General features: G+C 41.3%; 12 protein-coding genes. All 12 read right to left on the bottom strand.

Annotated features, from left to right (window positions below):
- Positions 1 to 4: 4 nt before the first annotated feature.
- The 12 genes from B7E06_RS14040 to B7E06_RS14095 all read right to left on the bottom strand — a co-directional run bounded on the left by B7E06_RS14040 (position 5) and on the right by B7E06_RS14095 (position 14,600).
- On the bottom strand, positions 5 to 1,561 hold the full coding sequence (locus B7E06_RS14040) for an AMP-binding protein (RefSeq protein ID WP_082234590.1): 1,557 nt from the start codon (positions 1,559 to 1,561) through the stop codon (positions 5 to 7).
- On the bottom strand, positions 1,558 to 2,046 hold the full coding sequence (locus B7E06_RS14045) for a (2Fe-2S)-binding protein (protein ID WP_425432227.1): 489 nt from the start codon (positions 2,044 to 2,046) through the stop codon (positions 1,558 to 1,560). The genes B7E06_RS14040 and B7E06_RS14045 overlap by 4 nt, the downstream gene beginning before the upstream one ends.
- Before the next feature lie 11 nt (positions 2,047 to 2,057).
- A complete protein-coding gene (locus B7E06_RS14050) occupies positions 2,058 to 2,927 on the bottom strand; it encodes an FAD binding domain-containing protein (RefSeq protein ID WP_082234591.1) in 870 nt (289 codons plus the stop codon).
- Positions 2,928 to 2,946: 19 nt separating this feature from the next.
- Positions 2,947 to 3,405, bottom strand: coding sequence for an SRPBCC family protein (locus B7E06_RS14055; protein ID WP_245807742.1), 459 nt, complete (start codon positions 3,403 to 3,405; stop codon positions 2,947 to 2,949).
- A complete protein-coding gene (locus B7E06_RS14060; protein WP_082234592.1) occupies positions 3,402 to 5,834 on the bottom strand; it encodes a xanthine dehydrogenase family protein molybdopterin-binding subunit in 2,433 nt (810 codons plus the stop codon). Before B7E06_RS14060 ends, B7E06_RS14055 begins: the two co-directional genes overlap by 4 nt.
- Entirely contained in the window at positions 5,831 to 6,478 is a 648-nt protein-coding gene (locus B7E06_RS14065; RefSeq protein WP_082234593.1) for a nucleotidyltransferase family protein, read from the bottom strand. The genes B7E06_RS14060 and B7E06_RS14065 overlap by 4 nt, the downstream gene beginning before the upstream one ends.
- On the bottom strand, positions 6,436 to 7,548 hold the full coding sequence (locus B7E06_RS14070; RefSeq protein WP_082234594.1) for an XdhC family protein: 1,113 nt from the start codon (positions 7,546 to 7,548) through the stop codon (positions 6,436 to 6,438). Before B7E06_RS14070 ends, B7E06_RS14065 begins: the two co-directional genes overlap by 43 nt.
- A 13-nt stretch (positions 7,549 to 7,561) precedes the next feature.
- Positions 7,562 to 8,329, bottom strand: coding sequence for a helix-turn-helix domain-containing protein (locus tag B7E06_RS14075; RefSeq protein WP_245807813.1), 768 nt, complete (start codon positions 8,327 to 8,329; stop codon positions 7,562 to 7,564).
- 671 nt (positions 8,330 to 9,000) lie between these two features.
- Positions 9,001 to 11,037, bottom strand: a complete 2,037-nt coding sequence (locus B7E06_RS14080; RefSeq protein WP_082234596.1) for a LacI family DNA-binding transcriptional regulator — start codon at positions 11,035 to 11,037, stop codon at positions 9,001 to 9,003.
- A 132-nt stretch (positions 11,038 to 11,169) separates the two neighbouring features.
- Positions 11,170 to 12,141 (bottom strand): sugar phosphate isomerase/epimerase family protein, encoded by a 972-nt coding sequence (locus B7E06_RS14085; RefSeq protein WP_082234597.1) that lies wholly within the window; start codon positions 12,139 to 12,141, stop codon positions 11,170 to 11,172.
- Between the two features lie 25 nt (positions 12,142 to 12,166).
- Positions 12,167 to 13,120, bottom strand: coding sequence for an ABC transporter permease (locus tag B7E06_RS14090; protein WP_245807743.1), 954 nt, complete (start codon positions 13,118 to 13,120; stop codon positions 12,167 to 12,169).
- A complete protein-coding gene (locus tag B7E06_RS14095) occupies positions 13,098 to 14,600 on the bottom strand; it encodes a sugar ABC transporter ATP-binding protein (protein WP_082234599.1) in 1,503 nt (500 codons plus the stop codon). Before B7E06_RS14095 ends, B7E06_RS14090 begins: the two co-directional genes overlap by 23 nt.
- Positions 14,601 to 14,603 lie beyond the last annotated feature (3 nt).

Genomic DNA, 14,603 nt, shown 5'->3' on the forward strand with positions numbered 1-14,603 from the left:
TTTCTTAATGGACTACCTGTTCATCGTTAAATAATTCAAATTCCCCTTCACGTAATTTTCTGCGAAGGATCTTTCCTACTGGACTTTTTGGTATTTCTTTAATGAAAATATAGTTTCTAGGACGCTTAAAATTAGATAACTTCGGATTGTTTTTACAGTATTCATCCAACCCCTGAATAGTAAGTGATGAATCAGAAGGTACTACATAAGCCGTTACGATCTGGCCCCAACGATTATCCTCTTCTCCGACGATAGCAACTTCTGAAACTTTAGGGTTTTTCGTTAACACATCCTCCACTTCTAACGGGTGAATATTTTCTCCACCCGAGATGATCATATCGTCTACTCTACCTACTACGTGCAAATCTCCATCTGCATCTATATAACCTAGATCACCAGTAAAATACCAGCCATCACGAATCGATTTTTTTGTAGCATCCGGTCGATTCCAATACCCTTTAAAAGCTTCACTGGAATCTAGGTTCGCAATAATTTCACCGACCTCTTCCTTGTTCACTATATCCGTGTTACTGGCCCCCCCATTGGGGTCAGCAGTCACTATACGTATATTTTGATGGAACCCAGGTTTACCAGCGCAACCAGGTTTTTCTCTTACATTTGGATTAATTGTGAATGTGTATACTTCCGTGCTTCCATAATGATTAACGAAAACCTCAGGTTTAAAGTATTTTACACATTTTTCTGTCAGGGCAGTTGTCATAGACGCCCCAGCATATCCTAATTTCTTTAAAGAAGCCAGATCGTATTTCTCAAAATGAGGATGGTTCAACATATCATGGTACAGGGTTGGAACTAGATATAAACATGTAAGCTGTTCCTCACTTAACAATTTGAGCGCATCTTTAGCATCAAAATCGGGAAGTATCACATACTTACCATTGACAAAGGCGATTGATAAGAGCGACCTCATCCCCATCGTGTGATAAAGAGGCATCGTTCCAAGAGTGCTTTCACCTACGGTATAATGGTTTTGTATAATGTGAGCGGTAGCAGACGCATATTCATTTTTATTACTTCTCGGAACTCCCTTCGGCTTGCCGGTCGTTCCTGAGGTATAGAGCATAAGGGCTATGTCATCGTCCTGAATGGTTGGTTGTTCGTAGCTACCTGGACTTCTTTCTACTAACTCCTTGAAATAAATATCTGCCCCTTCTACGTCATGTACGCCTATCAAAATAGGCCGTTCTTTAAAGTCTGCATTCAGGACAGCTTCCTGACTGACATCTTCATAGACGATTGCGGACGCTTCTGCATCGTTCACGCAATACTCTACTTCCTTGTCCGATAATCGAAAGTTAATAGGAGTATAAATAGCACCAAGCTTCTGCAAAGCCCAATAGGTAAGCACATTTTCCAAATGGTTTTTTAATATAACGATTACCCGGTCTTGTTGCTTGACCCCTACCCGTTGCAAAGAGGCAGCCACTTGAGACACCTTAGAATCCAACTGAGAATAGGTCAAGCGAATATCACCTTGGACTACCGCTGTCTTATTCGGGTGCCTTTCTACTGCAAACTCTAGTAACTTTGCAATATTCATGTGTTCAACTCCTTTACGGACTTTTTGTTTTCTTCCATAGTCTTCTCTACAGCTTTTACTATGCCATCGTAGCCTGTACACCTGCATAAATGACCTGACAGCATCTCTTTAATTTCCTGACTGTCTGCTTCAGGTTTTTTTTCGATAAAGTCAGTGGCTGCCATGAGTATCCCTGATGTGCAAAAACCACATTGTAATCCGTGATTTTCCTTGAAGTTTTTCTGCAGAGTCGTTAATTCGCCGGTATGTGCGAGTCCTTCTACCGTACGTATATTCCTGCCATCTGACTGTACCGCGAAAATTAAGCAACTTCTAACTGCAGCATCATCTAATACAATCGTGCAAGCTCCACACACCCCATGTTCGCAGCCTACATGCGTACCAGTTAGTCCGCATACCTCTCTCAAAAAGTCACTTAAGAGCATTCTAGGTTCCACCATTTCCTGATATCTAGTGCCATTGATAGTGACCTCAATTTCTTGCACCGCCAAATTCATCACCCTCTCGCTCTTTCGTATGCCTGACGTAATGTACGTGAAGTCAGCACTTTAGCTAGATGCCGTCGATACTCTTCAGAGGCATGGAGGTCTGATTCGGGTTCCACACTCTCCCCTACTATTTCTGCTAGTTGTTCGATTAGTCCATCCGTCAACTGCTCTCCGCAGAGCACTGTTTGGGCGTCTTCTATTAGAAAAGGAATAGCTTCTACACCACCCAGAGCTAAACGGATATTTCCGATTCTGCCCTCCTCGTCAACGGCCATCTGACACGAAGCAGCCACCAACGCAAAATCCCCATGTCGACGGGCAATCTCCATAAATGAATGGCCTGTTTTCCCTTCCCAGACAGGAATATGGATTTCAGTTAGTATCTCCGTCGGCATTAAATCAGTAGTAAGGTAGGTAAGAAAAAAGTCTTCGGCATCAACGACTCGTTCTTCATCTTCTGAAGAAATCTTCACTTTCCCACCAAGTGTCATCAGCACAAGTGGGAGCTCTGCACTCGGGTCAGCATGGACGATACTCCCACCAATCGTGCCTCGATTCCTTGTTTGTAGATGTCCAATAAGTGGGACTGCTTCTTTTAGTAAAGGAATGTTCTGCCCTACTACATCAGAAGCCTCTACCTGGCTTTGTCGTGTCATAGCGCCTATTTTGACTAAAAAGTCTTTACACTCAATGAAGTCAAGGTCAGTTAATCCGTTGATATCGATTAGACACTCAGGGGTTGCCAGGCGCATATTCATTATTGGTACGAGACTTTGTCCACCAGCTATTATCTTTCCTTCAAATCCAGCTTCATCTAAAAGTCTTAGTGCATCAGGAAGGTTATCTGGCCGGTGATACTCGAACTTGGCTGGTTTCATCACTCAACCTCCTTTCCATTCAAGTATGCTGCTTTGTGTTTTCCAGCTCTTTTTTAAATTTCTTAAAGAAGTCCTGAATAATCATTTTTGCAACACCACCGAGCATCCGCTGACCTATCATGGCGACTTTCCCACCAACTTCTGCATCGTAAGTATACTTAAGTGTAGTTTCGGTCTCATCCTCGGCTACTAGGTCTATGTTACCCACGGCTTCTACTGTCCCAGGACCTCCTTCCCCTTTTACGATCAATTTGTAGTGCTTAGGCTTGTCTAAATCTGCCAGCTCTATAGTGGAGGAATATCTCCCTTTAACTGCAGCAATACCCATTGCCAGCTCTGCTTCATATTTATTTTCTTCAATCTGTTCCAGCTTTTCACAACCCATAATGCATTTCTCAAGTACATTTGGATCCATTAATACTTCCCATGATCTTTCAATCCCAGCATTCAAACTCAATTTTCCTTTTCCTTCCATCATGCATTCACCTCTTTTTGTTTTTGATAAATATCTGACTCTGCTAAAAGACTCCATATATAATTTGGACTTAAAGGAAGCGTGTCAATTTCAATAATATAAGGAGACAATGCGTCACTAACCGCATTGGCAACAGCTACAGGAGCACTCATCGTATTGCCTTCCCCAAGCCCTTTGGCTCCAAGGGGAGTGAGCGGTGAAGGAGTCTCCATGTGCTTTATCGTTACTTTTGGCATTTCCGGGGCAGTCGGGCAAAGGTAATCCATAAAAGATCCTGTTAAAAATTGCCCTTTTGCGTCATAGGCTAATTCTTCATACAAGGCGCCACCCAGCCCATGAGCAAGACCGCCGTATATTTGTCCATCTACAATTTTAGGGTTTAATAATTTCCCTGCATCATGGATGGTCACATAATCGATAATCTCTACATTTGCTGTTTCCGGGTCAATTTCTACCGTTACCAGGTCGGAGACAAATCCATAGGTCACTGAAGAATTGATTAAATCCTGTTCATCAGGCGGTTCAGTGTTTTTAGCTGTATAATAATAAGTTTCATAGATACCTGGTTCCATTCCTTCTGGCAGAGCCAGAGGATTCCAATGTGCTGTACCGACAGCACGCTTTAATGAATATTTCTGTTCCGGATTGTCTTTGACAAATATACTTCCTTCTTTTAATTCCAATTCACTAGCTTCCACCTGCAGCTGATGGGCCGCTATTTTAAAAAGTTTAGATTTCACCTTGTGGGCTGCATAAAATACTGCACTGGATCCTAGGGATGCGAATCTACTGGAATAACTTCCTGATGCAATCGACCAGGCGCTGGTTGAAGTGTCTAATTCCGCCACTACATTGACTTTATCCATCGGAACACCCAGTACATCAGCTATTATTTGGGCTGCCACTGTTTCATGACCTTGACCGGATGGAGTAGTGCTGATTCTCACATTGACGCTGCCCGTCGGATCCATAGATACGGTTGCCGCTTCGGCACACCCGGATTTAGGGAGGGAAGAAGCTCTTTCCTCGGGAGTTAAAGCCACCGTAATGTATCCCATGTTTGAACCTGAAGGCTCCACGATGTTCGCAAGTCCTACACCGAAAATTTTCCCTTTCTTTCTTGCCTCTTGCTGCTTTCTTCTAAACTCTGTATAGTTGCCAGTTTCAATCGCGAGTTCAAATCCCTTTTCATAATCTCCGCTATCATACATACCTCCGGAAGCAGTCTTATAAGGAAACTGATGCTTCTTGATTATGTTTTCTCTAATGACATCTGCTGGGTCCATATCAAGTTCATTTGCAACTCGCTGCATCAGCCTTTCTAATGGAAAATAAAGCTCTTGACCGCCATATCCTCTTATAAGTCCGGTCGGCAACTTATTAGTCATGGTTGCAATTGCTTCAATATGGAGATTAGGAATATCATAAGCTCCAGTAGAATTAGCATGCGTCCTATATAAACAAGCAGGCTCAGGCGCTCGTATATATGCGCCAACATTGTCTATCATTTTCATCCTTAGGCCTGTTACCTTGCCGCTTTTCTGTACCGCAGCCTCTATATAAGTAACTCGGTCTGTTCCGCTGGAGCTTGCTGATAAATGCTCTTGCCGATCTTCAATCCACTTTACTGGACAACCAGCAATACGACTGGCGATGGCTAACAGAACCATGTATGGAAATGCCCCTGCTTTTATCCCATAGCTCCCCCCGATATCTTTAGGGACTACAATTCTTAGTTTGTTACCAGGGATACCTAATGCTTGTGCCATTACCGCCTGAATAACAAATGGCCCGTGAAAATTGGCATGTATGGTGTAACGGTCTTCGCTATTTTCATAGCTTGCCAGGATTCCATATGTCTCTACAGGTGTTGCAGAGTATTTGGGGAAATTGTATTTATGCTTGATTATATGGTCAGCTTGCTCGAACGCCTGATTGACCTCCCCGTAATCGAAAGTCCGATGATTTGCTATGTTGGAACCCACATTTTCATGGAGTAACGGGGCATCAGGTTCCAAGGACTTTTCGATGTCGACAATCGGCTTGCGTCCTTCGTATTTCACTTTTATTTTCTCCATCGCATCTTCAGCAATGTATCGATTTTTAGCTAATACTACTGCTACAGGCTCTCCAACATAACGAACCTTTTCCACAGCAACCGGGTAATATTTCACGGGAGCGCTTACACCAACACTAAAAGGTTTCATATACTGTTTGATTTGCTCACCCGTGATGACTGCTTTCACACCCGTTACCTTTTCAGCTTCTGACGTGTCGATTGAAATAATATCCGCATGAGGATATGTACTTCTCAAAATAGCAGCCTGAGCTGTATTGGGTGGTGTTCCAATATCATCCATGTACTTTCCCTGACCGGTTAATAAGCGATCATCTTCTACTCGATTGACAGGAGCACCTATTGATTGAGTCATGAACAAACCTCCTCACTCAACACTTTTTCATAATCACCTTTTGTATCGATATCAAAAAGGTGATTTGTACTCATCTCTACTAACTCAACTTGCTGATTATATTTTTTAATAACTGATCTTCCACCTTCATCGCCGGACACGCTGAATAATTCACCAAATAGCTCTCTATGGAACAACACTGGGTGTCCCCTGACACCAAAAGAAGTTGATTGATAGATGGAAGAGTTCCTCGTCTTTTTATATCTTTCAATTACTTTATTTATTTCGCGTTCTGTTATATAAGGTTGATCCCCAAGGAGGAATAAAGCAGCCTCTGCATGTTCGGGCAGTGTTGTCAATCCTGCTTGTACGGAAGTTGATAACCCTCTATTCGCTCTGCTGTTCAAGATCACTTTACGAACACCAGGGATTCTTGCTTCATTGACCAGACCCGCCACATCCGGGTTTACTACTACTACTACTTCATCCAGAGTGGAGTTGATTGCCTGCTCAATGACTGAACGAACCAATGTCTTTCCCCTGAAAGGTAGAAGCATCTTCGGAGCGTCCATACGAGAAGACAAACCTGCAGCTAAAACAATTCCCCAGACTTCCCTTTTTTTCAGGTTGTCAATGATGCTTCCTCCTCTCTTTTTTGCTCCCATATATAAGGCCCCTTTGTCATCTTAAGTGAGATACCATTACCTCCGCGATGAACATTGATCATCTCAGTAACAATGCTACAGGAAATTTCTTCCGGAGTTTTTGCCCCAATATCAAGCCCTATAGGACTATAAAAATTAATCAGTTCTTGTTGTGAAATGCCTTTGGCATTGGATATTCCTTCGAGTAGCTGGTAGGTACGTTTCCTTGGACCCAAGATCCCGATATAACCTGTTTTTGCTCTCAACAGCTCATTCAATATTTGCTGGTCTTGTTCAAAATGGTGGGTCATTATGACGATGAACGAGTACTCGTTCAATGTTATTTCAGGAAAGGTCCCTCTTTCGTTCAAGAATAGGTCATCCGCATCAGGAAAATGTGCGTCACTAACAAACGCTGGACGATGATCAATGACAGAAACTCGCCAATTCAATCGTTTCACTCCATCAACAAGCGGCACAGCGTCAGGTCCTGCCCCAAACACAATGACATGAGGAGGAGGGGTAACGAAATCGAAAAAGACCTCTAACTCCTCACCCTTATAAAGACCTGTTTCATTATGCTTTAAACGTTTACTGTACTCATCCCTAATTCGCTCATCATTTATCTCATTAAGGCTTTCGTCTTCCTCAATGATTATTCGTTTTTTCTTAGTTGATACAGAATATTCTGAGGAAATAATGGTAAGCAGGCATATTGAATTATTTAACGCTCGAGATAAACCCTCTTCCATTTCGATAGATGAAGAGCACATAGGGTAAAACGGTTCTAGATATAATTCAATCGAACCGTTACAGCCAATCCCTAATCCCCATAAATCATCTCCTCCATCTCTGAAATCATAAAATACTTTCTTAGATTTTCCAGTCTCCATAACGTGTTTGGCGTATTCACCTAGGTCTCCTTCCACACAACCTCCGCTTACAAGTCCAGTTACAATACCATCTTCACTAATAAAACATTTTGCTCCAGCTTTTTGATAAGTAGATCCTTCAGTTCGAATGATAGTACCCAAAACCCCTATCTTCATTAGGGAACGACATCGTTTCATTTCTTTATAAATCGGAAGCATATGCTATCTCCCTTCAAGCTTTAATAGTTCGTGATTCATTTTTCCAATAGAATTGATCACGGTATTCACTAGGTGTGACCCCCACATGCTTTTTAAATGTTGTGGCAAAATATCCTGCAGTCGTAAATCCCGTATTATTAGCAATAACTTCTATTGGAAGGGATGACAGCCGGAGCGTTGTCTTTGCTTTTTGCATTCTGACAAAAGCTAGATATTCGACAAAACTTTTCCCCGTCTCATCTTTAAACATCCTACTAAAATAAGAGGGACTCAAATATACCTGATTGGAAACATTTTTTAATGTAAGTGATTCGCTATAACGCTCCTGAATAATATGAATAGCACTCTCAATAGGTTTACTTAAATCAGATACAATCCCACCTTTCCCTCTGTTCATGAAATTGTTTATCTGCTTACTCAGCTCGGGAGTCAATACCCGTTCAAAGGTTTCGACTAAATTATCTTTAGAAAGCGTTTTCAGTAAATAAGCGGAAAATCCTGCATTGATAGCATCCTGTACGAGACTAAACATTTTTAAGTGAGTCACTACAACCACCGGTAAATCTGGATACATTTCCAAAGCAGTTCGTCCCAATTTAATACCATCCATGTCCGGCAAAGATAAATCAACAACCATACAACTAGGCTTATTTTGTTTTAATAGAAACAAAGCGCGATCAGCCGTACTTGATTCATAGACAGAAAGAAAGTTATACTTACTGGCTTGAATAATCTGACAGAACTCTTGCCGACTCTGTTTATCATTATCCACAAGCAACACTTCAGCCAAATTGAGTTCCTCCTCACTTAAAAAGTCTAACGAAGATTTTCTAGCTGTTGTTTTAAAATTTTGTAATTAACTTTTTATATTTTTGTCTTATTAGAATTTTCTGATTATAAACTAGCATATAAGAGATCTTTATGACTCTGTTTTAAAATTTTGCTTTTACCTGTTTAATATATTTCTCTAAATGAAACCCCTGACCTTTTAATATTTCATAAAAATTAAATCGGTATAAGAGGGAGTAGGGAGAAGAACAATATTTACGCTTACTAGACGCGATTGTAAGTGAACTCAAGCTGTGCTTAGAGTTTTTAGGCCTTACCTCAATATATTTGCGTCATAAAAACCCTTTAGTTAGTACGAGCACTAAGGGAGATAACTAAAAAAAATAGGAAATCCCCAAGTTGGGATTTCCTATTCTACACTTCTAATCAGGTATTGGCCTATTGGTAATTGTTCCTTGATGAAAATACAACTGCCAACTTCACTTCTAGCGTTTCCAACTAGAACTCCGAAGCGTATTGCGATTTTTAGTATTGTTATGGATAAAATAAGTGGTTAACACGACATCAGGTCCGTCATCTTCAATGGGAATCCATGTGGTGTTACATTAAAATGTCTTACACTTATACCTCAACTGCATCTACTTAATCATTACCTTATCCTCTTTATATTTTTGAAGGAAGATAATATGGGTTGGCTTTAACTGCTTCTACAATTTCTTTTGAAGCACTCTCATGAAAAATACGTTTCCACATTTTCAAAAGGTTCTCCTGCGTTACTTCCACTGGTTCAACGCCGATAAATTTTGGAACATATTTATCGAGAACCGCATTGGCAGCTGCAAGAGCAAGCGCCCTCCCTTGATCATATGGCAGCTGGGCACTAATTTTTTTAATGTTTTTTCCATTAGCCATATTCAATGCCAATTTATAATCTAAATCAGCGGTACCGATTAGAATGTCCTCCCTGTCTAATTCTTTTAAAGCCTCAAGCACTTTAGTGGCTGGCCCTTCCCATGAAACATATATACCCTCTATGGCAGGATGTTCATGTATGAGTTTTTTTGTTTTCTCAATGACTTCACTCTCATCTTTAAATTGCTCTTCTCCCACAACCTCTAGGTCTGGATATTCTTCAACGAGAATTTGGTGAGCCGCTGTATCACGCTGATTGGTTGCATAAAAATCAGAGTCAAACGATAACAGTCCGATTCGTTTGCGGCCCTCTTCCCTCATTGTACTACCAAGCCCACTGCCGGCCAGGCGACCGTGTGACCACTCATTCACAGAAACACAGCTAGTATAATCTTCCTGCTCCATTCCATGAGGAATATTTGTAATTAATATGAGCTTAGACCTGCTCTTTCCAATCTTTTTAAAGATTTCGGAGGTCTTATTATTTTCAGTGGGAATAGCAATCACTATGTCTGGATCAAGTGCCATTAAACCTTCAAGTTGCTTATTCTGCATGGCTGGATCAAAATGTGCGTCTGTTACAGCAAGGAGTGAAATTCCTAATTCGTTAAACAGATCACGAATTCCTCTTTCATGAAGGTGCATCCATGCAGCTCCTGTATAATGGAAGGAAATCACTGCCGTAGGCTTTTTACTGCGGACTGTTTCAATTTCCTGTTCAGTAATTTGGATCGAATCCACGGATGCAGCTTTTTCTCCAAACGGACCGCGTGCAATACCGGCTGTAGATTGGCGCAGCTGTATCTTTACTGGAACATGAGACGGGTCGTTTTCCTGTGAAGTGTCATACTCTTCTTTAATGATATAAGAAAGAATTTTGTCGCTGATTTGCCCTACGTCTGGTCTTACAGCCGTTAATGCTGGGTTATATAATTCAAACCAACGCCGATCGTTAAAACAAAGAATGGAAAGATCTTCTGGACAATGCAGATTTCGGCGGTTTAAAAAAGTAAGTACTTGAAGAAGCGCAGTTTCACTAGTAATAATCATTGCCGTGGGTGGCTCTCTTCTAGAAAGTATCTCATGAATATTTTCGACTGAGGATGATTCTATTATATATTCCTTATATAAAGTAATGTCACAGTCCTTTAGTGCATGTTTGTACCCTTTTAGAATATCGTCAGGCATTCCATCCTGTTTAAAACAGTCATGCACCAGCGCAATTTTTGTGTGCCCATGATTAACCAAATGTCTTACTGAATCATAAGCTCCTTTATAGTTGTCAGATATAATTGTGTAGGCTTCATTTGTCTCATTCTCATTAAAGTCAAAAGCGTTTTCACTTACAACGACTGTAGGGCTTGCTTTCAACGATGAATGGACCTTAAGTGATCTACCCAATGGTCGATCCAACAGTAACACTTTACCTATATTTAGTTTTGAATTGGCTAGTGAATAGCTGCTCAATGTTTGTAGTAAATCCTCTGCTTGTACATGCACGATGTGCAATTCACTAATATCCGATGTCTTCTCCTTCAGTGCCTGAATAATATCAGCCTGAAAGGGGTGAAAAATGTCTGTGGAAAACACCAGGATCTGCTGCTTTTGATCTTTTGGACCTCCTCCTCTTTTTTTAACGATAAAATTCGGCAATTCCTCTAAAGAATCAATGACCTCTTCTACCCTTTGCACCGTTTCAGGGCTAACATACCTTGTTCGATTTACTACGTGAGAAACTGTAGCAACTGAAACACCTGCCATTTTTGCTATTTCTTGGATGTTTGCCATAACTGATTTCTCCCTTCCACTATATATTTCTTATTTTATATAGAATAACCGGTTCGTTTGATATCCTGTCACGTTTAGTATGAACTCGGCCGGGAGTAAATTCAACTTTCCACCGGTTTTTTACGTAAAAAATCATGCCCACCACATAGTGACTGGTTTTTCTTCTAGAATGGATTCCTGCACCATTCGGACTGCTTTTCCCAATCCTTCCTCTGTAGATGCAAGCATATCTTCATGCTCAATAGAAATTACCTCATCAAAGCCTACTGCCTTTAGCGCGCTGAATATGTCCTTCCATCTCTTCATAGATTGACCGTATCCTATGGAACGAAAACTCCAAGCTCTTTCTAAAAACTTGCTATAGTGTTTGGAGTCAAGTACCCCGTTCACTTCTATATTACGTTTGTCCAAATAAGTATCTTTTGCATGAAAATGATAGATGGCTTTGTGTTTCCCTAAATACTTTATTGCTTCAACTGGATCAATTCCCTGCCATATAAGGTGACTGGGGTCTATATTTGCGCCAATGTTCTTTCCCGCTCGCTGGCGCAGCTCGATCATTGTTTCCGGATTATAAACAACAAATCCAGGATGCATCTCTATAGCAATTTTTTCTATTCCATGTTGATAGGCAAAGCTGGACTGTTTTTTCCAATAAGGGACGACGACTTCCTCCCATTGCCACTTACGTAACTCAAGATACTCCGGTGGCCAGGCGCACGTTACCCAATTAGGTACGCGGGCGTCAAGGCTGTCTCCTGGACAGCCAGAAAAACAGTTTACAACCTCTACCTCTAACTGCTCTGCTAAACGTATTGTATTCTCCCATGTCTGATGATGGTCATGAGCAATTATGCTCTGGGGATGGAGCGGGTTTCCCTGGCAGCTTAGACCGCTAATTGTCATTCCCCGATCCTGAATTTTCATTTTTAGTTCTTGTATTTTATCAGGCTTTCCAAGTAATTCCTTCGGATCACAATGATTCCTTCCTGGATAATTTCCTGTTCCTAATTCTACTGCTTGAACGCCAAGGTTCTGAAGTCGATCAAGAACCTCATCAAGAGGCAGATCCTGATACAAAACAGTAAATACACCAACTTTCATTCCTACTTCTCCTCCGTTGTTATGTCTACTTTTTCTTTCGGCCAAATGCTACCGCTAAAATTATAATAATGCCTTGAACAACCATTTGTTGACTAACGTCAAGTCCTTGCAGTATCAGCGCGTTGTTAATAGTCCCTATCATGATGGAGCCAATGACGGTTCCTATTACTGTTCCTACTCCACCAAATAGACTAGTGCCACCGAGAATAACAGCAGCTATCACCGACAACTCATCTCCTTCACCGAAGGTAAAACGTCCTGCCTGCAGACGTCCGGCGTATAACATGCCTGCCAGACCCGCCATCATCCCAGAAGCCATAAAGACTGTCATCTTAATTCTATTGGTCTTAATACCCGAGTAAGTGGCAGCCATTTCGTTTCCGCCGGTAGCAAGCGTTTCTCGGCCGAAGGTGAATTTACGTAAAATAACATGCCCTATAGCAGCAATTATAAGAGTCCAAATTAGCAGAATGGGAATGCCTAACACACTTCCAGAACCAAAAAGGAAAATATAACTATCACTCAATATAGGAATGGGAGCAGTACCTGACACCCACATTGCCAATCCACGAGCGATCATCATCATGGCAAGCGTAACAAGAAAACTCGGAATAGCTACTCTTGTAACTAGATATCCGTTTATAAATCCGATGGCCAGCCCTGTACCCAGTCCTACCAATACACCGGATATCATTCCCAAACCTGCCTGCATCGTCAGGGCAGTAGTTATAGCAGATAAAGCTGCAACTGAACCAACGGAGAGATCAATCTCTTTAGATGAGATAACAAAAGTCATCGCAACACCCATAATAGAAATCATGGCGGTTTGACGTGCGATATTTAGCAGATTATGAGTAGTCATAAATCCCTGCTCTGCTAAAGTAATTGAAAAATAAATTAAAACCAGAACGAAAGCGATGTATACGATATATTGTCTCCAATCAAATTTTATCAATTTACCCTTCACCTTGGATGGCACGTTCAACATCCTCCTCACCTTTAATATCTTTTCTTTCTATTGAACTGGTAACCTCTCCATCTTTCATTATTAAAACCCTGTCGCTCATTGCCAATAGCTCCGTCATTTCAGAAGAAACGACCAATACAGCTTTCCCTGCATCTGCAAGCTCACGGATAATTTCAATGATTTCTATTTTTGCCCCAATGTCGACTCCACTCGTAGGTTCGTCTAACAATAAAATTTCTGTTTCGTTCAACAACCATTTAGCCAGTACTACCTTTTGCTGATTTCCCCCGGAAAGAAGTGAAATGGTCTTTTGCGTACTATCTGTTTTCACATTTAGTTTTTTTACCAGTTCTTCTACTACCTTATTTGCCTGCTGATTCTGTAACACATTGTTCTTCGAGAGTTTGTCCAGACTGGAAAGAATCATGTTTTCTCTCACGGAATGACCGAGCACCAGGCCCTGCGAACGACGGTCTTCCGGTACAAGTCCCACCCCTTTTCGAATGGCATCTTTAGGTGAAGAAAAGGAAACTTGATCACCACGGACCTTCACTTCTCCTCCAGTTACTGGGTCCACTCCAAAAATGGCCCGAACGGTTTCAGACCTTCCACTGCCCATCAGCCCTGCCAAACCAAGTATTTCACCTCCATGGAGAGAAAAACTAACATTTTTAACACGGGAACCGGATTGTAGATTTTTCACTTCTAGCAATGGTTTCCGGCCTTCTTTTTTCGGCCTCTCTACCCACTCAAAGGATTTGACCATGTTGCCTCCAATAATATAATCAATCAGCTCTTCCATTGTTACTTCTGAGCAGGGAGTCGTTATGACATTCGCTCCATTTCTTAGAACGGTAATTCGATCACACACTTGAAAGATCTCATCCATCCGGTGGGAAATATAAATAATAGTGATTCCAGATTGTTTTAGCTGATCAATCAGAGAGAATAGTACTTCTGTCTCTGTTTTTGTCAAAGTAGAGGTTGGCTCATCCATAATTAATATTTTCGTGTTTATGGAGAGTGCTTTTGCAATTTCTGTCATCTGCCAATATCCAACACTGAGATTTTCAACTAAATCTTTCGGTGAAATAGAGAGCCCCATATCGTCAAGAATGCGCTGGCTGTCATTAATCATTTTTTTATCATCGATTAATCCCAGAGATGTGCGTGGCTCTCGATGTAGAAAAATATTCTGAGCGACGGTCAATTTAGGAATAAGGCTGAATTCCTGAAAAATCATTGATACGCCAGCATGTTGAGCGTCGCGAGGGTTTTCGAAGTTCACTTTTGAATCCTCTATTTCAATCGTTCCATGATCAAGCTGGTAAACCCCAGTTAATATCTTCATCAATGTAGATTTTCCAGCCCCGTTTCCACCCATCAAGGCATGGACTTCTCCGGCTTTCACATTAAAATTCACTTTATCGAGCACTGTGTTACCATTAAATCCTTTTTCAATTTCCTTCATTCGGAGTATCGTATTGCCCATACT

Origin of the sequence: Halobacillus massiliensis, from assembly GCF_900166625.1 — a bacterium.
Classification (GTDB): domain Bacteria; phylum Bacillota; class Bacilli; order Bacillales; family Halobacillaceae; genus Halobacillus_A; species Halobacillus_A massiliensis.